20 protein-coding genes are annotated in these 20,887 nt (G+C 42.9%); 10 read left to right on the plus strand and 10 right to left on the minus strand.

The window, feature by feature from the left end:
* The first annotated feature begins 192 nt into the window (after nucleotides 1-192).
* The 4 genes from pdxA (at nucleotide 193) to miaA (ending at nucleotide 4,819) form a co-directional block, all read left to right on the plus strand.
* Nucleotides 193-1,248, plus strand: a complete 1,056-nt coding sequence (pdxA, locus tag DI53_RS11175) for a 4-hydroxythreonine-4-phosphate dehydrogenase PdxA (protein ID WP_037499222.1) — start codon at nucleotides 193-195, stop codon at nucleotides 1,246-1,248.
* A 517-nt stretch (nucleotides 1,249-1,765) separates the two neighbouring features.
* Complete coding sequence (locus DI53_RS11180) at nucleotides 1,766-3,184, plus strand: CCA tRNA nucleotidyltransferase (protein WP_037499225.1); 1,419 nt, start codon at nucleotides 1,766-1,768, stop codon at nucleotides 3,182-3,184.
* A gap of 65 nt (nucleotides 3,185-3,249) precedes the next feature.
* Nucleotides 3,250-3,846 (plus strand): IS1096 element passenger TnpR family protein, encoded by a 597-nt coding sequence (locus tag DI53_RS11185; protein ID WP_037499227.1) that lies wholly within the window; start codon nucleotides 3,250-3,252, stop codon nucleotides 3,844-3,846.
* Between the two features lie 67 nt (nucleotides 3,847-3,913).
* Nucleotides 3,914-4,819: a tRNA (adenosine(37)-N6)-dimethylallyltransferase MiaA gene (gene miaA, locus DI53_RS11190; protein ID WP_037499230.1), complete on the plus strand. Its 906-nt coding sequence runs from the start codon at nucleotides 3,914-3,916 to the stop codon at nucleotides 4,817-4,819.
* A gap of 169 nt (nucleotides 4,820-4,988) precedes the next feature.
* Here miaA and DI53_RS11195 read toward each other — a convergent pair whose 3' ends face one another.
* The 4 genes from DI53_RS11195 to recJ form a co-directional block, all read right to left on the minus strand.
* On the minus strand, nucleotides 4,989-6,056 hold the full coding sequence (locus DI53_RS11195; RefSeq protein ID WP_037499232.1) for a branched-chain amino acid aminotransferase: 1,068 nt from the start codon (nucleotides 6,054-6,056) through the stop codon (nucleotides 4,989-4,991).
* Nucleotides 6,057-6,127: 71 nt separating this feature from the next.
* On the minus strand, nucleotides 6,128-7,642 hold the full coding sequence (locus tag DI53_RS11200; protein ID WP_037499235.1) for a GH3 auxin-responsive promoter family protein: 1,515 nt from the start codon (nucleotides 7,640-7,642) through the stop codon (nucleotides 6,128-6,130).
* A 28-nt stretch (nucleotides 7,643-7,670) separates the two neighbouring features.
* Nucleotides 7,671-8,405 (minus strand): LPS export ABC transporter ATP-binding protein, encoded by a 735-nt coding sequence (gene lptB, locus DI53_RS11205; protein WP_037499238.1) that lies wholly within the window; start codon nucleotides 8,403-8,405, stop codon nucleotides 7,671-7,673.
* Between the two features lie 32 nt (nucleotides 8,406-8,437).
* The gene (recJ, locus tag DI53_RS11210; protein WP_037499240.1) at nucleotides 8,438-10,132 is read right to left on the minus strand and encodes a single-stranded-DNA-specific exonuclease RecJ; all 1,695 of its coding nucleotides are present in this window, start codon (nucleotides 10,130-10,132) and stop codon (nucleotides 8,438-8,440) included.
* 115 nt (nucleotides 10,133-10,247) lie between these two features.
* Here recJ and DI53_RS11215 point away from each other — a divergent pair, with 115 nt between their 5' ends.
* Nucleotides 10,248-11,030 (plus strand): MBL fold metallo-hydrolase, encoded by a 783-nt coding sequence (locus DI53_RS11215; RefSeq protein ID WP_037499243.1) that lies wholly within the window; start codon nucleotides 10,248-10,250, stop codon nucleotides 11,028-11,030.
* Nucleotides 11,031-11,056: 26 nt separating this feature from the next.
* Here DI53_RS11215 and DI53_RS11220 read toward each other — a convergent pair whose 3' ends face one another.
* The gene (locus DI53_RS11220; RefSeq protein WP_037499246.1) at nucleotides 11,057-11,626 is read right to left on the minus strand and encodes a YceI family protein; all 570 of its coding nucleotides are present in this window, start codon (nucleotides 11,624-11,626) and stop codon (nucleotides 11,057-11,059) included.
* A gap of 326 nt (nucleotides 11,627-11,952) precedes the next feature.
* Here DI53_RS11220 and DI53_RS11225 point away from each other — a divergent pair, with 326 nt between their 5' ends.
* Complete coding sequence (locus tag DI53_RS11225) at nucleotides 11,953-12,432, plus strand: cation:proton antiporter regulatory subunit (RefSeq protein WP_037499249.1); 480 nt, start codon at nucleotides 11,953-11,955, stop codon at nucleotides 12,430-12,432.
* A 4-nt stretch (nucleotides 12,433-12,436) separates the two neighbouring features.
* Nucleotides 12,437-13,684 (plus strand): cation:proton antiporter, encoded by a 1,248-nt coding sequence (locus tag DI53_RS11230; RefSeq protein WP_037499251.1) that lies wholly within the window; start codon nucleotides 12,437-12,439, stop codon nucleotides 13,682-13,684.
* A gap of 69 nt (nucleotides 13,685-13,753) precedes the next feature.
* On the opposite strand, the gene DI53_RS11235 is transcribed toward DI53_RS11230, so the two are convergent.
* Both DI53_RS11235 and DI53_RS11240 read right to left on the minus strand, forming a co-directional pair.
* The gene (locus DI53_RS11235; RefSeq protein ID WP_081939436.1) at nucleotides 13,754-14,083 is read right to left on the minus strand and encodes a metal-sulfur cluster assembly factor; all 330 of its coding nucleotides are present in this window, start codon (nucleotides 14,081-14,083) and stop codon (nucleotides 13,754-13,756) included.
* A 4-nt stretch (nucleotides 14,084-14,087) separates the two neighbouring features.
* Complete coding sequence (locus tag DI53_RS11240; RefSeq protein ID WP_037499257.1) at nucleotides 14,088-15,251, minus strand: glycosyltransferase family 4 protein; 1,164 nt, start codon at nucleotides 15,249-15,251, stop codon at nucleotides 14,088-14,090.
* A 69-nt stretch (nucleotides 15,252-15,320) separates the two neighbouring features.
* Between DI53_RS11240 and DI53_RS11245 the strand changes: the two genes are divergently transcribed.
* Both DI53_RS11245 and DI53_RS11250 read left to right on the plus strand, forming a co-directional pair.
* Nucleotides 15,321-16,298 (plus strand): polyprenyl synthetase family protein, encoded by a 978-nt coding sequence (locus DI53_RS11245; protein WP_037499260.1) that lies wholly within the window; start codon nucleotides 15,321-15,323, stop codon nucleotides 16,296-16,298.
* Nucleotides 16,299-16,388: 90 nt separating this feature from the next.
* Entirely contained in the window at nucleotides 16,389-17,162 is a 774-nt protein-coding gene (locus DI53_RS11250) for an amidohydrolase (protein ID WP_037499379.1), read from the plus strand.
* A gap of 155 nt (nucleotides 17,163-17,317) precedes the next feature.
* Here DI53_RS11250 and DI53_RS11255 read toward each other — a convergent pair whose 3' ends face one another.
* Complete coding sequence (locus tag DI53_RS11255; protein ID WP_037499261.1) at nucleotides 17,318-17,740, minus strand: hypothetical protein; 423 nt, start codon at nucleotides 17,738-17,740, stop codon at nucleotides 17,318-17,320.
* A 102-nt stretch (nucleotides 17,741-17,842) separates the two neighbouring features.
* Here DI53_RS11255 and DI53_RS11260 point away from each other — a divergent pair, with 102 nt between their 5' ends.
* Nucleotides 17,843-18,283, plus strand: a complete 441-nt coding sequence (locus tag DI53_RS11260) for a MarR family winged helix-turn-helix transcriptional regulator (protein ID WP_037499263.1) — start codon at nucleotides 17,843-17,845, stop codon at nucleotides 18,281-18,283.
* A 53-nt stretch (nucleotides 18,284-18,336) separates the two neighbouring features.
* Here DI53_RS11260 and DI53_RS11265 read toward each other — a convergent pair whose 3' ends face one another.
* A complete protein-coding gene (locus DI53_RS11265) occupies nucleotides 18,337-19,887 on the minus strand; it encodes an FMN-binding glutamate synthase family protein (protein WP_037499266.1) in 1,551 nt (516 codons plus the stop codon).
* A gap of 215 nt (nucleotides 19,888-20,102) precedes the next feature.
* A complete protein-coding gene (locus DI53_RS11270; protein ID WP_037499269.1) occupies nucleotides 20,103-20,870 on the minus strand; it encodes a Rossmann-like and DUF2520 domain-containing protein in 768 nt (255 codons plus the stop codon).
* Between the last annotated feature and the right edge of the window lie 17 nt (nucleotides 20,871-20,887).

The following is a 20,887-nucleotide window of genomic DNA, read 5'->3' on the forward strand; positions in this document are numbered from 1 at the left end:
TGTACAAAGATACTATTTTTTACTTTCTGGTCTTAGCGGCTCCAGCGGTAACGCCTTTTGGTATTCAACTTCCTTGGCGGAGGATTACGGAGCGTCGGCATCTTTCGATTGTGGAGATTAGCGTGCAGCTGTCTACAGGAGACACTTTTTTATTAGCCTAAAATTTGTAATTTTGATTTAAAGCTTGAAAAAATGAGTGAAAAACTGAAAATTGGTATTACCATAGGGGATGTTAACGGAATAGGGTTAGAAGTGGTCATTAAATCGTTAATGGATAGCCGTGTGTTTGAATTCTTTACGCCTATTGTTTATGGTAATACAAAAGTTGCTTCTTTTCATCGCAAAGCGATTGGGATTCAGGATTTCAGCTTTAACGTCATCAATAGCGCTGATCAAGCCAATCCGAAACGTGCCAACATGATAAATTGCTGGCAAGAGGATGTAAAAATAACGCTTGGCGAGGAGAATGAGATAGGAGGGAAATATGCGTTTTTATCATTAGATAAAGCCGTGGAAGACCTTAATGCCGGTCGCATAGATGCACTTGTCACAGCACCTATTAACAAGCACAATATACAGCAAGAAGGATTTAATTTCCCAGGCCATACAGAATTTTTGCAAGCAAAGTCGGCGGCGGGCGACGTTTTAATGTTTATGATCGCGGACGAACTCCGTATTGGAGTGGTAACAGGGCATATTCCAGTAAAGGATATAGCAACGTCCGTTACGAAGGAGGCTATTGTAGCGAAATTAAAGATGATGCATGACAGTTTAAAAAAAGACTTTTGGATTCAAAAGCCGAAAATAGCGGTCTTGGGGCTTAATCCACATGCGGGAGATAATGGATTGATCGGCACGGAAGACGAAGAGATTGTTAAACCGGCCATCGAGCAAGCTAAAGCGGAAGGCGTTTTCTGTTTTGGCCCCTATCCGGCTGACGGCTTTTTTGCAAGCGAAACGTATACGAAGTTTGACGGCGTCTTGGCGATGTACCACGATCAGGGACTTATTCCATTTAAACATATAGCTTCCCGTAAGGGCGTAAATTTTACTGCTGGCCTTCCCATCGTGCGTACCTCTCCAGATCATGGAACAGGATATGACATCGCCGGGAAAAATATAGCTTCGCATGAATCTTTCTTAGAAGCAATCTTTGCAGCCGTACATATCGTTGAAAGGCGCCGGGAACAAGCGGAGCTTACGGCGAACCCACTTGCATTTCGAAGATTGTCAAAGGATCGGGATTAACGCTTTCTTTCTTCTGAATTGCTTTTTCCAACGCGCATCTCTTCCGTCCTAAGCTCGGATAGGGCGTTCCTTTTGCAGGGGTGGGAAGTGAAAAGTGAAAAGTAAAAAGTAAAAATTAAAAAGTTAGAAGTGAAAAGTGAAAAGTGAAAAGTGAAAAGTGAGAAACGAAGAATCGCGGTTTTGACTCGGTAAACCTTATTCGCACGAATTGACCTCATAAAAATCACACATCAAAAGCAAGTTATGTAGGGTATGAACCGACTGTTGGTAGGTCGGATATTTTTTATAATTGCTGCAGGTGTACGAACACGAAGGAGCCGAACTCATTCCAGATATTTTAATATATATATATATGACCATGATGGAAGCATTCTAGGAAAACTTTCTCCTTACGCATTACGCATTACACTGTACGCACTGCCCAACACGCTGCCCCTTCTTCACTTTATCGCCCATTTTCTACCAAATAATCCTTATTTTTGCTGGCTGATAGGTTCCGGCCTACGAGAAGATTGCTATGCGAGAATACTTACAACATCCTATTTTTCAAATAATCAGAGATTTAGCGGATACTGAGAAAATTGAGTGCTTTGTTATTGGCGGGTATGTGCGTGACCGGATTATGGGAAGGCCATTTAACAATGATGTGGATATTGTGGTATTGGGAAGTGGGATAGACTTCGCTACTAAGTTGGGCGAAATATTAAAAACCAAAGTTGCCGTTTATAAAAGCTTTGGTACAGCAATGCTTGTCCATGATCACATTAATATCGAGTTTGTCGGTGCTCGTAAGGAATCTTACCGCTCGAATTCTAGAAACCCGATCGTGGAAGATGGAACGTTAGAGGATGATCAGAATCGGCGGGATTTCACAATTAATGCTATGGCATTTAGTTTGAATGGCACAACCTTCGGGGAGTTGGTTGATCCATTTGATGGGGTGAAGGATATTGAGCAGCGCATCATTCGAACACCCTTAGATCCGGCCATTACCTTTTCTGATGATCCGCTCCGTATGATGCGCGCTATACGCTTTGCTACGCAACTAGGTTTTAAGATAGATGTGCAGGCCATACTTGCTATCTCAGCCTATGCGGACCGTATCAAAATAATCTCCAAAGAGCGAATTACGGACGAGCTCAACAAGATTATTCAATCGCCAAAACCTTCCATTGGCTTTCGTTACTTATTTGATACAGGCCTACTACCTCTGATTTTCCCGGCTATGCAAAATTTGCACGGCGTCGACATCATCGACGGACGTGGACACAAAGATAATTTCTACCATACACTGGAGGTGCTGGATAATGTGGCATCTTTATCAACCGATTTATGGCTGCGATGGGCAGCAATTATGCATGATATTGCCAAGCCTGCAACTAAAAGGTATGATAAAAAGGTGGGCTGGACATTCCACGGTCATGAAGATAGGGGCGCTAAAATGGTACCCAAGCTATTTGCTGAGCTCAAATTACCGCTAAACGAAAAGATGAAGTTCGTTCAAAAGCTGGTACAGCTTCACCTGCGGCCAATTGTGTTGGCGCAAGATATCGTGACGGATTCGGCAGTGAGAAGGTTACTATTTGATGCCGGCGACGACGTGGATGCATTGATGATGCTATGTCATGCAGACGTAACCACGAAAAATGAATTTAAAAAGCGGAAGTACAGGGATAACTTTGAGTTGGTTAAGCAGAAACTTAAAGACGTTGAAGAACGCGATCAGATACGAAATTGGCAGCCTCCGGTTTCTGGAGAAGACATTATGCGGCTTTTTGATCTTAACCCTGGACGAACGATTGGTATAATAAAAAATGCTATGCGGGAAGCAATCCTTGAAGGAGAGATTGCAAATAGCAGAGAAGACGCCCTCAAGTACGTTGCGCAAAAAGGAGAGAGCTTGGGATTGCAACTTAAGAACGCAGGCGTGTTATAAGTTTTTTAAAAATTATTGTATTTTTATCTTTTGATTGATGAAATACTAAAACGATAAGATTAAGAATGGCTATTTACAGATTTCGAGTAACTTTTGAGGACTACGAGGATATATATCGGGAAATTGACATGCCGTCCAGAGCGACTTTTTTAGAGCTGCACGAGGCTATACACAATTCCACCGGCTACAGATCCGATGTTTCTTCTTCATTCTATGTGAGTAATGACCAGTGGAAGAAAGGCACAGAAATATCGTTGCTACCATCGCAGCGCAAAGCAGAGACGGGTGTGCTTACTATGGAAGCTATCCGTTTAAGTAAGTTTATCGATGATCCACACCAAAAATTCTATTACGTATATAACTTCGATAGACCCTATGATTTTCACGTCGAATTAGTGAAGATTTTGAAAGAGGAAGATGGCAAAATCTACCCATTAATTTCTAAAACAGTCGGCGAAGCTCCTAAAAATGCATCAGCATCTGCCTTTCCGCTATCAACTGGAATTGATGATGAGGATGACGACGAAGATGATGTAGTGGCTGATGAAACAGAGTATGGAGTGGATGATGAAGAGGAGTTTGATATGTTTGATGACGAGGGGAGCGAAGGCGATAGTGAAGAGCAATCCCAAAAATCAAACGGTTACGAAGATGAATTTTAGGAAGTTCACAAAGCATATATGATTATAGATACCTTAAGTTAATCGCTTAAGGTATTTTTATGAGCGCATGATGGGTAATAAAAAAAAGTTAATAGTCGTTGTTGGCCCCACTGCTGTCGGTAAGACAGCGATGGCCATTCAACTGGCCCGCCATTTCAATACGGAGATACTTTCTGCAGATTCGCGTCAATTTTATACAGAGATGTCTATCGGAACTGCGAAACCTTCAGAAGAAGAGCTTGGATTAGCGAAACACCATTTTATTAATTCGCATTCCATAGTTACCGAATATTCCGCCGGTGACTATGAGCGAGATGCATTAACTCTATTAGAGAAACTGTTTGAGCATCATGATTACGTGATTATGGTCGGCGGTTCTGGCCTATTTGTTCGAGCAGTGTGTGAAGGATTGGATGATCTGCCCCGTGCACCGGCGGAAGTTAGGGAGCAGCTAAATAGGCTGCATGAGGAGGAGGGCATAGGTGTATTGCAGGAAAAGTTGCGGTCACTTGATCCGGTATATTATGAAAGCGCAGATATACAAAATCCACAACGTGTAATCCGTGCGCTCGAAGTTATTGAGGCAACTGGCCTTCCTTTCAGCTCTTTTCATAGAAGAATCCACGAAAAAAGATCATTTGATGTGCTTACAATAGGGCTTAATATGGATCGCGCGCGCCTGTATGAACGTATTAACCAGCGAGTAGATGGAATGATGGCCCAAGGGCTACTTGCTGAGGTAAAAGCTTTACAAGATTTTCGAAACAAACCGGCATTATTGACCGTAGGCTATGCCGAACTATTTGCATATTTAGATGGGGAAATAGCGCTTGATGAGGCGATAGATCGCATTAAGCAAAATTCGCGGCGATATGCGAAACGACAGATAACTTGGTTCAAGAAGTATGGTAATACCGAGTGGTTCGCGCCAGCAGAATGGGAACAGGTGGTCAGGTTTGCAGAAAAGAAATAGCGGAAAGCATTCGAAAGGTTGACACATACCAAAAAAAAGTCATTGCGAGGAAGGATGGTAACTGGCGAAGTTGACCAATCAAGATTTTTGCAACACATGATTGTTTCGCTTTTATTCCTCCGTCTCGCAATGACCTTGAAGGCATGCTTTTAGGCAGTCCTTCTGTATCTTATACTATGAAGTTCCATCCAAATGGATCTTCTATTTTACCATAACGAAGTTGATTGAGGTAGTCCAAAACTTTGTTTGAAAACTCACGGCCTTCCACGGGAGGTAGATCATAATCTTGTCCTTCAAAGCCTATCTTCGAAATATGTGTCACTGTCGCTGCAGTACCAGCAGCAAAGGCCTCAGATACGCTGCCATTTTTGATGCCATCGATTAATTCCTGTACGGAGACTTTGCGCTGTTCGGCCTTGAAACCCCATTTCTCGGCAAGCTCCATGATGGTTCGCCTCGTAACCCCATGTAAAATGGTGTCCCCGTGCGGAGTGATAATGGTATCGCCTATACGAAAAATCAAATTGGCGGTACCAGCTTCTTCAATGTATTTATGCTCGGCAGCATCAGTCCACATGATTTGATCATAGCCTTCTTGGTTCGCCAATTGCGTAGGGTACAACGACAAGGCGTAGTTGCCTGCATTTTTGGAGAAACCCACACCGCCGTCAGCAGCACGTGTGTAATATGTTTCTACTTTTAAGCTAATCGGCTTGCTGTAGTAGGCACCTACGGGGCATGTGATAATCACAAATTTATACGATGCAGATGGATGTACACCTAAGGCAGCTTCCGTAGCAAACATAAACGGACGAATATAAAGCGATGTGCCCTCAACCGAAGGAACCCAAGCCTCATCGACTTGTAGCAACTCTTTTAGGCCGCCCATGAAAATTTCCTCCGGAACTTCAGGCATCTGCAGACGTGCAGCAGATTTGTTGAATCGTTCCCAGTTTTTATCAGGTCGGAAAATACTTACCGTACCATCCGGAAACTTGTAACCTTTTACACCTTCGAAAATAGACTGCCCATAGTGTAGCGCTGACATAGAAGGGCTAATGGTCAAATCGCCATAAGGTACAATACTGACATCCGTCCATGCGCCATCCTCGTAGTTAGCCACGAGCATATGGTCTGACATAATCTGCCCAAATTTCAAATTGTTGAAATCTACCTGCGAGAGTCTTGATTGTTTTGTCGGCTCTACGCGAATTAAGTAAGTATTCGTCTCGCTCATCCCTTTAAAATTAAGAATGTGCAATTTAGAAAAAAGAATCAATAGATGAGAAACGGAAGAGTTTAAAATGTTTAGCTATGAATCATGCTAAGCAATTCTTCCAAGTAGATGCGGTCGTTAGCCAAACGAGGAACTTTATTCTGCCCGCCTAGTTTTCCCCGATTTTTCATCCATTTATAAAAAATATCTTTCTGCGCATTATGGACAATTGGAAAGCCTAAGGCCATGTTTTTGTATCGCTTTGCATCGTAATCGGAGTTGATTTCGCGCAGCGTGTTGTCGAGAATTTCGCAAAATTGTTGAAAGTCGTTTGGTTGCTTCTCGAATTCTATAATCCATTCATGAGCGCCGGCTTCCTTGTTTTTGAAATAGACGGGGCCTGCTGTGTAATCTTTAATCACTGCATATGTTTTCTTACACGCTTGTTGCAAGGCTTGGTCCGCATTATCGACAATCAGTTCTTCACCAAATGTATTAATATAGTGTTTTGTTCTGCCGGAAATTTGGAAGCGATAAGGTGAAAGAGAGGTGAAGCGTATGGTATCGCCGATTTTATAGCGCCATAACCCTGCATTGGTCGAAATGATGATTGCATAGTTTTTGTGAAGCTCTACCTCATGGAGCCCCAAGGTTTTTGGATGCTCGTCGTGAATATTTTCCATCGGTAGAAATTCATAATAGATACCATAGTCTAGCATCAGGAGTAAATCATCCGCATCTGATTGATCTTGCAAGCCGAAATACCCTTCTGACGCATTGTAGTTTTCCAGATAGTACATATTCTCCGATGGAATCAGCGCACTGAATTGCTCCCTGTAGGGCTTAAAGCTGACACCCCCATGTCCATAAAATTCCAGGTTTGGCCATACTTCCAAAAGGTTATCTTTACCTGTTATTTCCAGCACGCGTTTTGCCATAACGATGTTCCAAGTAGGCACACCGGCAAGGCTGGTCACGTTTTCTTTAATAGTGATTTCCGCTATCTGGTCGATCTTTTCTTCGAAATTTGGGTTTAAGGTGACTTCCAAATTTGGAGTACGCTTAAATTCTGCCCAGAATGGAAGGTTCCGGATGAGTATGGAGGAAAGGTCTCCATAATACGAATCGGGACTGAAATTATTGATTTGTGAAGAGCCCCCGATGATAACAGATTTGCCGGTAAAAATTTTGTTCTCAGGTTTGTTGTGGCAATAGATTGAGAGCATATCTTTACCACCTTGGTAATGGCAATCTTCCAAAGCCTCCATACTAACGGGAATAAACTTTGAGCGATCTGACGTGGTGCCTGATGATTTGGCAAACCATTTCACATCCGTAGGCCAGAGCAGGTTCTGCTCGCCTTTAATCATGCGGTCTACATACCCCTTAATATCATCATAGTCCTGTATAGGTACCCGGCTTTTGTATTCTTCTGGGGTAAGGATGCTGTGATAGTCATATTTCTTTCCCCATTCGGTAGCCTCTGCTGTTGCTATTAAACTTTGGAACCACTCTTCCTGCACATCGTGCGGATATTTCATGAAAAGCTCAATCTGATGAATGCGCTTCTTCATAATCCACGTAAATAGAGAATTGAGTAATTCCATGGTCTATAGTATCAAGTTGGCTCTGCTGTTATAGTTTTTTTCTTCGTAGCTCGAAATGGCGGCCCAAATAGAACTTCCGGGCGAGTTCATTATCAGCAATCTCTTCCGGAGTCCCCGTTAGCATAATTTTCCCTTCCGTAAGCAAGTATGCTCTATCTGTTATGGAAAGCGTTTCCTGCACATTATGGTCGGTGATGAGCACACCAATGTTTTTACGTTTCAACTTAGAAACAATTGTTTGGATCTCTTCAACAGCAATAGGGTCTACACCGGCAAAAGGTTCATCTAAAAGTATGAAATGCGGATTAGCAGCCAGTGCGCGTGCTATCTCCGTACGGCGTCTTTCACCTCCAGATAAGAGATCTCCCCGGTTTTTGCGCACACGGTGCAGACTAAATTCGGTAAGCAGTTCTTCTAACTTTGCTAAGCGCTCTTCTTTATTGGGGTAGTGAATTTCCAGAACAGCCAGGATGTTATTCTCCACGGATAATTTTCTAAAAACAGAAGCTTCCTGTGCTAGATAACCTATTCCCTTCTGCGCACGCTGGAACATAGCGTCCTGCGTAATCTCTTGATCATCGAGGAATACGTGACCATCGTTTGGTTTGATGAGGCCTACGATCATGTAAAAAGAAGTAGTCTTCCCAGCACCATTTGGGCCCAGTAAACCGACAATTTCTCCCTGTTCCACATGAAAGGATACATCATTCACAACAGTACGTTGTTTGTATTTCTTGATCAAATGTTCCGCCTTTAAAATCATCAGCTCCTTAATCGTTTGATTACAAATATATTTTAATATCGAATTGCTTTGATATTTAATTGCAAATTCTTTTTACCACGCCAAGTGTTTTCCTCGATCGTATAGCAAATATCAAATGCGTGGCCTGTATTGATGTGGCTTATATGCTCTGCTAGACCAAAACCAATACATTCGAATGCAGCACTGCCTTCTTGGCGTACAGTTATTTTGATGTGGTTGTTACCCACAATATAACCGGTTCCATATACTCTTTTCGTCAGGAGAATGGGCGCTTCGTTTTGGGGACCAAACGGTTCGAACTGTTTGAGTAATCTATGAAATTTGGCGTCAATTTCTTTGAGTTCAAGTTCTGCCTCGATCAGTACCTCCTGCTGCAACATTTCTGGTTTAATACTGTTGCTTACCACCAACTCAAACTTTTCCTGAAAGGCAGGTACGTTTTCCAAACGCATCGTCAAGCCTGCGGCATATTTATGCCCGCCATATTGTTCCAGCAATTCGCTACATTCACTTAGTGCTTCGTATAGATCAAAGCCAATGACAGAACGTGCAGAACCTGCGATATGGCCGTTGGTTTGCGTCAATATAATCGTAGGGCGGTAGTATTTTTCAGTTAGACGAGACGCGACAATGCCGATCACGCCTTTATGCCAATCTTCCTTAAAAAGCACAGTTGATTTTCTTGCCTGAAGTATTTCATCTTTCCCAATGATCGCCAAGGCTTCTTCGGTAATTTTTAAATCAAAATCTTTACGGAGATTGTTTTGGTCATCAACAGTTTCAGAATAGTCTTTCGCCTCTGGCAACGACTTAGATATTAATAATTTAACGGCATCTTTTGCATGCTCTATCCTTCCGGCAGCATTGATGCGTGGGCCTATTTGGAAAACGATGTCGTTAACAGAAAACTGTCCGGTTTTATTGGAAGAAAGGTTGATCAGTGCTTGCAACCCGCAATTTGGATTGCTATTGAGCTTGCGAAGTCCGAAATGGGTGAGGATACGATTTTCGCCCGTAATCGGGACAATGTCTGATGCAATACTTACCGCTACCAAATCTAAATATTGATAAGCAAGCTGTATGTCCATCCCATTCTTTTGTATAAACGCCTGAATGATTTTGAAGCCGATGCCACAGCCTGACAGCTCTTTGTAAGGGTAGGGGCAGTCTACACGTTTAGGATCGAGAACGGCTACCGCATCAGGAATGGTGGGACCCGGTAGATGGTGGTCGCCGATGATAAAGTCGATGCCTTTTGATTTTGCATAATTTACTTTGTCAATAGCTTTGATACCACAATCTAGCGCGATAATCAGCGAGAATCCGTTTTCGTGCGCATAGTCGATGCCTTTGGTCGAAATGCCATAGCCTTCGAGGTACCTATCCGGTATGTAAAACTCCAGTCCAGAATGAAAATCCCGAAAAAAGCTATAGACTACCGAAACAGCTGTTGTGCCGTCCACGTCGTAGTCGCCATAAATAAGAATCTTCTCTTTATTGCCAATGGCGCGCTCAATACGGGAGATCGCTTTATCCATATCACACATTAAAAATGGATCGTGGAGCATGTCTAAAGATGGGCGGAAGAAAGTTTTAGCGGATTCAAAGGTGTCGATATTGCGATGTAGAAGCAACGCCGCGATGGTAGGGCTTATACCCAGCTCATCGCGCATTTTATTGGTTTTCAGGACATCATTTTTTGGCTTTACGACCCACCTTTTTTGCATATCTTTGCAGCTGTATTAACGTGTAAATATACGTTTTGTAAATTGGTTTACCTAATAGATGCCCGTCCGGCAAGGCGAAGCCCTTGGGGCTTACGGGATTACAAAAAAATAAAAAATGATTAAAGCTTATTCACTTTATGAGGGGTCGTTTTCTGTCGATGCTTCCAAAGCATTCGTTCCATTCGATCCTGAAAAAGACGATCCACTTACGCGCAAAGGTTCTATTTTCGTGCACGTTCACCCTTTTTTGGTTGTTTCTGACGATGGACTTATTCTTTGTGACACGGGGCTAGGCTTTTCCGACGAAGGAGGACTTCTGCTACATCAAAATATCCGAAAATTAGGCTACGATCCTGATGATGTTAAATATGTGTTGATGTCCCATCTTCATAAAGATCATACGGGTGGGATGGTAGATTTTAAGGATGGCGTTGCGCGGATTGCGTTTCCTAACGCGGAGTACTTCGTTCAACGTGGCGAATGGGAGTATGCCTTCAGTGGAGAAAACTCGTCCTACCGCACGGAGATTTTTGATGTCATTCAGCGTAGCGGAAACTTGGTCTTGCTTGATGGAGATGGCCAGATCAATCCTCAAATACGCTATGAAGTTAATGGCGCTCATACACCTCATCATCAAGCATTTCATATCCATGTTGATGATGAACATTACTTTTTCGGTGGCGATGTTCTGCCAGATCCGGTAGAGATTTTTAAGAATTTTATCGCGAAGTATGATTATGATGGGCGTAAGGCTCGAGATCTACGAAATGAATATTGGGAAAAAGGACGCGCAGACAACTGGACCTACCTTTTCTATCACTCTAAAAGTATTGCCATAGGGAAGGGCGAACAGCGTGAAGATGGTTCGTACCACATTGTGGATGTTGCCAAAAAATAACAAAAGAGAGCACCTGCTCTCTTTTGTTATTTTTTGGCTTTTATTTTAACATCCAACGTAAACTCATCTTCGATAGCGCGGTTCCCTAGATCGGAGAAAAAGCTTGCCGATCGGTATTTAATATCGAAATCGAGCCTGTTTACTTTGACGCCCATTGCCTCAGCTTCCAAAGCGCCTGCTTCAGACTTCGTAACTTTTGCAGGAAAGGATATTGCTTTTGTCTTGTCTTTTATTGTAAGGTTTCCGTGCAGTACTGGCGTTACTTTGCTGTTGTCGACCTTAGTGATAACAAACTTTGCTGTACTGTATTGTGGCACGTTAAAAAAATCCTCATTCTTCAAATGACCGGTCAATTTAGGAGCATCTGTACAAACCATCGAATTCATATCGATGACAAAGTCTCCACCTACAATTTTACCTTTCTCGGTCTGTAAAGATCCACTTTTAAGATTTATTGTGCCCTCATGGCCACCTACCACTTTTTTTGCCGTCCAATGAACGGTCGATGTTTTGGTGTCTATGGGCATGTTTGTACGCTGCGCCATCGCTGCTGTCATGATGCTTAAAAAAGCCATCATTAAAATTGATTTTTTCATTGTCTGATGCGTTTGCTTTGAAAGTGATGAAGTGTTAAATCCTGTCGTTCCGCGCTGCGGTCAACAAAACGTTATTCCCATCTTGTTTACGGACTCAAACATAGGTAAAAATCAGATTCGATTATAACGGTTATATGATAAAAACGTCGGGTACTGAGCGTATTTTTACAGCTCAGGCTTTTTGGAGTATTCCCAAAAATATTTTCGCTAAATGCTAGAAGGGCATTGGCTAGGGCGGGACGGACTTAATGTGTAATATTTTTAGTAATTTTGTAGCCAAATGTTTGTAGTATTTACAGATACAAAAGCAACTAAATTTTTTTACTATGTCTATAGTTAGAGAAAGTGACTTGATTGGTATTGGGAAAAAGTACCAGATTGAGACGGAAGCGGGCGATAACATGGTTGTTGTGATACACGATGACGGCAGACGGGAACTTTACCGTTCCGAGGATGACGACAGTGAAACGCACTGTGTAATGACGTTGTCAGACGAAGAGTCTCGTCAAGTTGCCGGAATTATTGGTGGTTTGTCATACAAACCCAAAGCTCTTGAAACCATGGAAGTCGCGTTAGATGACTTGCGTATTGAATGGTACAAGGTGGGTGCATCCAGTGATGGTGTGCACAAAAGCATCGGGGAGCTAGGGGTTCGTCAGCGAACTGGCGCTTCCATCATCGCTGCCATCCAAGAAGATGAAACGATTATCAACCCAGGGCCTGAGTTTATCATTAGTGAGGGTACAACATTGGTTGTTGCGGGAAAAAAAACAAATATTAAACTATTGAAGGAAATTCTAATTTGATTCTATGCTGTCACCTACCTTAGTACTAGAAGTTGGTATTGCTGTTTTCTTGGTTGCGGTTGTTGGTTTATTGGCCAATAGATTGCGCTTTTCGGTAATTCCCTTTTTTATCATTATTGGTATGGTGGTGGGTCAGCATGCCCCGCAATTCTGGCATATAGATCTGACATTCACGGAAAGCAAGCCTTTTATTGATTTCATGGGAAGGCTGGGGGTGTTATTTCTGTTGTTTTACTTGGGGTTGGAGTTTTCCGTTGGCAGATTAATGAAATCAGGGAAGGCGATCGTCACCGGTGGTTCGATATACGTGTTCCTGAATTTTGTGTCGGGATTGCTCATCGGGTGGTTGATGGATTTGCCGTTTAAAGAGATGATGGTGTTGTGCGGTGTGATGACAAGCTCGTCTACGGCAATAGTCGCGAAAGTATTGACAGACCTGAAACGAACAGCTAATGCCGAAACAGAGATTATTATGGGAATGATTATGTTTGACGATCTTTTTATCGCCATGCATATTTCGTTTTTATCGGGGCTAATCCTAACCGGAGGCACGTCATTTTGGTCGGTTGCCGGCACCTCGCTACTGGCCTTAGGGTTTATCTTGACCTTTCTTGTGCTGGGCAGAAAACTCGTTCCAGCAATTGATAGACTATTACAGGATAAATCTTCCGAGCTATTTATCCTTATTGTGTTTAGCCTATTGTTTATTATTGCCGGTTTTTCGGAAACAATCCATGTCGCAGAAGCTATTGGTGCGCTAATGGCTGGATTAGTGTTTGCGGATTCGAAATATATCAAGAAAATTGAGGGGATGATTGCTCCATATCGTGATTTTTTTGGCGCAATGTTCTTCTTCAGCTTCGGATTGTCTATCGATATGTACACATTAAGTGGCGCTGTAGGCTGGGCCGCTCTGGCTGCATTCATAACTATTCTCGGCAATTTAGCATCGGGTTATTTTGCGGCTAAGTTTTCAGGAAGAAAGCCAAAGGCATCCTTTGATATTGGCTTCACGCTATCTGCGCGCGGTGAATTTTCGATCATTATGGCTAACATTGGAAAGGCCGGCGCATTGTTGCCGATTATTCAATCTTTCGTCGTCGTGTATGTTCTCATTCTTTCCATTATATCACCTTTGTTGACGAAGGAGTCTCGGAATCTATGGCAAGTGCTTTTTGGGAAAGATCAAGCGCCTGTCAAAGCCAAAAAGACACTTGAACAGTTGGAAGAATCCGTTAATCGATCCACTTAAGTATACAATGATTTGTTAATAAGTAAGGCGTAGCACCCGCTACGCCTTACTTATTAATTATTGATAGTCTTAAAGGAAGCCAAGCTCTAACTTCGCTTCTTCAGACATCATGTCCTTTGTCCAAGGCGGATCGAAGGTTAATTCTACCAGCGCCTCGCTGATACCAGGCACGGCGGCAACTTTTTCTTGAACTTCATTCATAATTTCACCCGCAACAGGGCAGCCTGGTGCCGTCAATGTCATAATGATTTTAGCAAGCCCACCTTCTTTTGTAATGATTTCATATACTAAGCCTAGATCCACGATGTTGGCAGGGCGTAGCTCTGGGTCATACACCGTTTCGAGTTGCGCCTGAATCTCTTTTGCCAGATTCAGCTTATCCATAATAATTATACTCATACCTTTACTTGTTTTTGTGTTCGGTTGTTACCGCGCTATAAATTGCTAATAGCCGTTCCATATTTTTTGCCAGCGTATAATGCTGCGCATATTCATTTCGGCAATTTATCCTGATTTCGTCCTTTTTGTCGGTGTTAAGCTCTTTCCATTCGCTGATGCACCGCTGTATATCCTGTTTACGAAAAGGGTTGAAATGCATACCCGTATACAAAGGTAGCACCATTTCCTTTAAAATGCCAATGTCGCTGGCGATGACCGCCGTACCCTGGGCAAAGGCTTCAATGATCGTCATCGGCATTCCCTCATAACATACAGAAGGTACAACAAGAGCATCTGCCTCAGCAATGGCTTTCGTTAAAACGTCCTGGCTTTGATAACCCTTGTATTGGATATGTGGGTGTGACGCTATCAATTGCTTTACAAGATCTAATTGCGGTCCCGTGCCATAGATATCCAAGGAGATATCCGTTTCACTGAGCGCTTTTAAAAGAGGAACAATACCTTTCTCCGCCGATAATCGACCTATATAGACCAAACGCCCATTCTTATCTGCTCCGGTTGGGTGGAGCTCAATACTGTTTGGTCTGACGACAAACTGCCCCGTATCAACCGGGAAAGTGCTGTCCGAGAACATCTTTTTTGCAAAATCAGATAGCACGATATAGCGGTCAACCTTTGCCCAGGTGCCTAGTTTTCGGTGTAGCCAATATACGAAGGCTGTGAGGAAGGTCTTTGCTAAAGAATGGTCTAGTGCGCGCTTTCTTACGGCAGTCCAGGGGAAATCTTGCCTCAAACTATCCGTAAAAATTGCACCTTCAACAAATAGGCTGGCGGAAGGGCAGAGCAAACGGAAGTTGTGCAAGGTCATCACTACTGGAAATCCCCGACGCTTTAACTGGCGTATGATCAAGGGCCCAATGCTGTAATGGAGATTATGGATATGCACGACATCGGGCTGAAAGCCGTCTACGCGTGCTACTATCTTTTGGCTTTCTTGAAAATTCCACGCATAGCTCAAAAACTGTACGAGCCCTTTTAGACCTTTGACATTTTTAACAGTGTAGGTCATTACATCATGGCTTTTTGATAGCTCGCTCACTTCCTGTGCGAAAACCTGGTCTTCACCGCCAGCATGTTGATAAAAGTTGTGAATGACGAAAATACGCATGGATGCATGGGTTTACACAAAGATACTATTTAAGTGAGAATCCGTATCTTCGCCTATCATTTTTTAGCTATGTTCCATAAATCAGTACACGCGCAAATTTTTCAGGACTATACGAATGCGGTAGAATTTCCATCCTCTCCAGCTAATCTTTACGATCCGATACGCTACATCCTTTCCCTTTCGGGGAAACGTATCCGCCCGTTGTTGGTAAATATGGGCGTGGAATTGTTTGACGCTTCACATGTGCCCGCATCACTACCAGCCAGCGCAGCCATTGAATATTTTCATAACTTCTCATTGATACATGATGATATTATGGACAAAGCGCCGCTGCGCAGAGGCATGGAAACTGTGCATCAGAAATGGAATGATAGCGTGGCTATTCTCTCTGGCGATGCATTGCTTGTGAAGGCTTATGAGGAGCTTGTGAAATGCCCGACAGATAAGTTGGCGCCGCTGCTGCGCTTGTTTAACAGGACAGCCTTAGAAGTGTGTGAAGGCCAGCAATATGATATGGATTTCGAGGAAAGGAATACGGTTACTCAAGATGAATATATCAATATGATTCGCTTGAAGACATCGGTTTTGTTAGGGTGTGCGTTGCAAATGGGCGCAATAATTGGTAACGCTGAGGAGTCAGCACAAGAACTGCTTTATGAATTCGGTGTGAACTTAGGTATTGCCTTTCAACTCCAAGATGATTTACTTGACGTTTATGGCGATCCCAAAACCTTTGGTAAACAAGTAGGTGGTGATATTATATCAAATAAGAAGACGCTCTTATTTATCAAGCTTCGGGAGTTGCTGACAGCGGACGACGAAGCTGAATTTGTGCAGCTTCAAGCTAGCAATTTGGAAAATGAACCTGATAAGGTTGCAAAAATGAAGGCGCTTTACGCTAAATACGATATTCAAGCGTTAGCAATATATCAAAAAGAGAAATTCACGGCGATAGCCTACGAAAAATTGCGGGCCATCAGGGTAGAGGAATCAAGAAAGGATGCTCTTTTTTCTTTGGCAGATGCACTTATGAACCGAGAGCAATAGTAATTTGGTCTAATCATTGCTAAACAAATAGTTTTTTAGTAATTTGTCAAAACATCAATTTTAAATTTAGAGCGATCGCGCATGGCAGGTATGGAACCGATAAAGATTACAACATTTCAAGCATATTTATTTTGGGAAAACGTGGAGAAAAATTTGCAGAATTTATCTTTACGGTTGTCAGGGTTGAAGGAAAAGACAGATTTAATCATCCTACCGGAAATGTTTAATACGGGCTTCACTATGAACGTAGAGAAGTGTGCAGAGACTATGAATGGCCGAACGATGCATTGGATGTATGAGCACGCGAAATCATATGATTGTACAGTTGCCGGGACCTTGATCATTGCCGAAAACGGGAACTATTACAACCGGTTTGTTTGGATGTCACCAGATGGTAGCTTCGTGCACTATGATAAAAGACACCTTTTTGGTATGGCGAATGAAGATCAAGTTTTTACGGCTGGCAATTCTCGTATTGTCTTAGATCTAAAAGGTTGGAGAGTGTGTCCAATGATCTGTTATGACTTACGTTTTCCGGTGTGGTCTCGCAATTTTGGTACTGCTTACGACTTATTGGTGTATACAGCAAGCTGGCCCGACAAGCGATCTGGACATTGGAGAGCGCTTATACCTGCACGTGCTATTGAAAATCAAGCTTATGTTATCGGTGTAAACCGTGTAGGCTATGATGGTAATGAAATTTACTACTCTGGTGGTTCGATGTGTATATCACCGATGGGCGACGTGGTTTACTATAAACCGGAGGATGAAGACTTATATACGTTTACATTAAACCCTGCAGATCTTATTAAATCCCGCGAACAACTTCCTTTTCTTAAAGATGCAGATCAGTTTTCTATGTAATAGCTAGAATAATCTGCGTTAACCGACCTTCCGCCTTGAGTTTTTTAATACGAGCACAATATATCCATTGAAAGCGTCACCACATTTTGTAGGTGCATGATCAGGATCAAACAACAATTGAAGTTTAGCCTCTGACCTTGGATACTTAAATTAACTTAATCCCGATATGGACGCTCCAAGATAGCGGATTGCATAACGGCTTTACGCAAATCAAAATCGATATGTTGTTCCGTAAGAATTTCCAGCTTCGGGGCTTCTATCGCTTCTATTCGTTGTTTCTCTCGCCGAACTTTCTTTTGTTCTTGAACTTTGGTGACCTCCAGTGGACGTTGTTGCATTTCCACCTTTTTTATCGCTGGCTTTGGCGGTGTTACGGACCGGGCTGGCGTTGGAAACGCGGGCACGGCAGGCTTTTTATATTGCTGTGGATTTGGAATAGGGGGGACGGTATTCGCTGGAACGGCAGGAGGAATGTTCGGTCGGCGTTTCCGCGCTTTTTCCTGCTCCTTTTGGTATTCTGTGTAAATCTTATAGATCACCCCAGCAACGATCAGTAATACAGGTAAAAAGTTTTCCATAGGAGGAAAATAGAAAAAAGTGGGTGAAAATCAAAATTTATTTGCATTGTAAAAGCTTTTTTGTTTTGTTTGCGTAAACAACTAACCTAACAACCATCCTATATGACTGGAAATTTTGAATATGCCGATGAGTTCTTTTCTTTTCTAACTGGGAAAGCCACAGCTGCCTTGGCAAGAAGACTGCAAAGAAATCTTAAGGAAGAAGGGATAAATATTACCTCGGAGCAATGGTCGCTATTATACTATCTGTGGATAGAAGAAGGACGGACGCAGCAAGAATTGGCCTGCTTAACCTTCCGAGATAAGCCTAGCGTATCTCGCCTTATCAATAATCTAGAAAAAATAAAGTTGGTCATGCGTGTGAACGACAAAGATGATAAGCGTTCTAATTTAATATTTCTGACGAAGCAGGGGCGTCAGTTACGCGAAGCTTGCATGCGGCAGGCAAAACGCACCATAGGCCAAGCCTTGGAAGGATTGGCCTATGAGGAAATGCTTCGTGCGAAAAATACGTTGGAAGTCTTGTATTGCAATTTAAAATAAGCTCTTTCGTGGATAGGATGCGGTTTTACACTCGCTAATGCTGGAGCATTATTTTAAAATTCCTGTACCTCGAATGCGCTATGGCTATTCACTAATTTTCCAGTGTCCTTAAAGTAGATCTCCTGAAAACTTAGCGTATTCACACTATCTACTTTGCGGAAGAATTTGTCTGCTGAAACATCATCCAATGTTTTAAAGCCACAGGCTTCCATAATTTCGACGGTGGCGCGCAATGTGTTGCGGTGAAACTGCGCTACGCGTATATATTTGTCCTGTACATCTAAAGCCTTGTAAAGCTGCGGTTTTTGCGTGGCAACACCGACAGGACAAACATCTTCATTGCACTTCAGCGCTTGTATACAGCCCAAGGCAAACATCATTCCACGTGCACTGTAGCATGCATCTGCTCCTAATGCAATGACTTTAAGCAAGTCAAATCCGGTGATAATACGGCTAGAAACAATGAGCTTAATGTGTTTTTTCAAACCAAATTTGATCAGTGTCGTTGTTACGAAGGTCAAAGCGTCATATAATGGCATTCCGATGTTGTCTGTGAATTCCAAGGGCGCTGCCCCCGTGCCCCCCTCGGAGCCATCAATAGAAATAAAATCTGGAAATATTTGGGTGCTTAACATCGCGTTGCAGATGTCGATGAACTCTTGCTTATCGCCAACGCACATTTTAAAACCTACTGGCTTATAGCCTGATAGCTCTCGGAGCTGCTGGATAAATTCCATCATCTCGTGGGCAGAACGGAAAGCGCTATGAGCAGGCGGCGACATGACGTCTGTGCCGGGAACAACGTGGCGGATAGCCGCTACTTCCGGTGTGTTTTTTGCCGCCGGCAGTATACCCCCATGGCCTGGCTTGGCGCCCTGCGATAGTTTCACCTCAATCATTTTTACATAAGGCCGAGTCGCCTTTTCTGCGAAGAGTGCCGCATCAAACATGCCCATATCATTTCGGCATCCAAAGTATCCGGTACCTACTTGCCAAATGAGATCGCCACCACTGATATGGTAGGGACTAATTCCTCCTTCACCAGTGTTGTGTGCAAAATTTTGTAATGCAGCTCCTTTATTCAGCGCGCGTATAGCCGTTTGGCTCAACGCCCCGTAGCTCATCGCCGAAATGTTAAATACGCTAAGGCTGTATGGCTGTTTACAAAGGTGATTCCCAACTGTGGTGCGCAAATCGTGATCCTCAATATGGCAGGGAAATACAGAGTGGGCTACCCATTCATTGCCAACGGCTTGCGGATCTGTTTGCATACCAAAAGCAACCGTCTCACGTTCGTTTTTTGCTCGCTGGTATACAATAGAGCGTTGACGACGATTGAAGGGGCGTCCGTCGGTATCAGACTCCCAAAAATATTGCCTCATTTCCGGACGTATGCTCTCAAAGAAAAAGCGGAAGTAGCCTACCACAGGGTAATTCCGAAGTATAGCATGTTTGGTTTGAAAGCTATTGATAAATGCCAGTATCATCAAGGGAAAAGGTACCAGCAAAAGCCAAAACCAACTTTTGGTAAAAATAATTCCAAAAGAAATGATGATCAGGTTGATGAGAACTATCGTTGCGAGAATTAGTTTTCTAACTGTCATATGTGTCTAAAATAGTATCGGATGTATCTGTTCATTTCCGTCGATTATCAAGTAATCATGCACCTATCGGTCAGCAAAATGCGAGCCACTATACGCTAACTTTTCGCTCGCTTAAACCTTATAATCTACGAACGATGCAAAATTAGAAACTAATTACATTATTTTGAAAAAAGAATCTTATTCGGTAAAGATTTGTTTGTTTGATAATTTATTGGTCAATTCCCCTTTTTACTCGTTATTTCTTCAGTAAGTTGTTGATAGATTTTGACCCAATTGGGCTTTTCACTAATAAAGTTCAAATGCTTTTCAATCGTCACATGGTCGCCCCGTTGCGCCGGGCCAGTCTGTACTGTACGCGGTTCATGCTGCGTCGCCTTTTGAACAGTTTCCTGCATAATGGGATGTAGTAGATCAAAAGGCAATCCCTGTGCTTGTAACAGCTCGTAACTAATCTGGAATAAGCTGTTCGTAAAGTTGTTTGCAAACACTGCAGCCGTGTGCAAGGCTAAGCGCTGTTGACTGTTGCAACGGAAAGAATTTGGGGCAAACTCGTGGACAAGCTGATGCAGCAAGTCTTCTGTTGCGCTCGGGTATCCTTCGATTCCAAAAGCGATGGCAGCCATCTGCGTATCGTTTTCTTTTTTCAGTGTCTGGGGAGGGTAGATTACGCCATATTGCTCGAAACGACCCAGCACATCTATCGATGTAGCGCCAGAGCAATGGACCGCGATGCCGCGTAAGGTACTAGGCAACTGCGAAGTTACTGTTTCGATAGCATGGTCGCTGACGGCTATAAGATAGATGTCAGCATCGTCGGCTAGCGAGGCAAGGTTGTCAATTGCTTTCGCATTTAATAGCAAAGCCAATGCTTGCGCATTGGCCAAATTTCTGCTGTACACTTCACTGATGCAGTGACCAGCCTTAAACAAAGCTTTTCCGAGATGGGTTGCTACATTTCCGCTTCCAAGTATCGTTATCTTCATTCAGTATCAAAAATCTA

The organism is Sphingobacterium deserti (assembly GCF_000757725.1).
In the GTDB taxonomy this organism is placed as follows: domain Bacteria; phylum Bacteroidota; class Bacteroidia; order Sphingobacteriales; family Sphingobacteriaceae; genus Sphingobacterium; species Sphingobacterium deserti.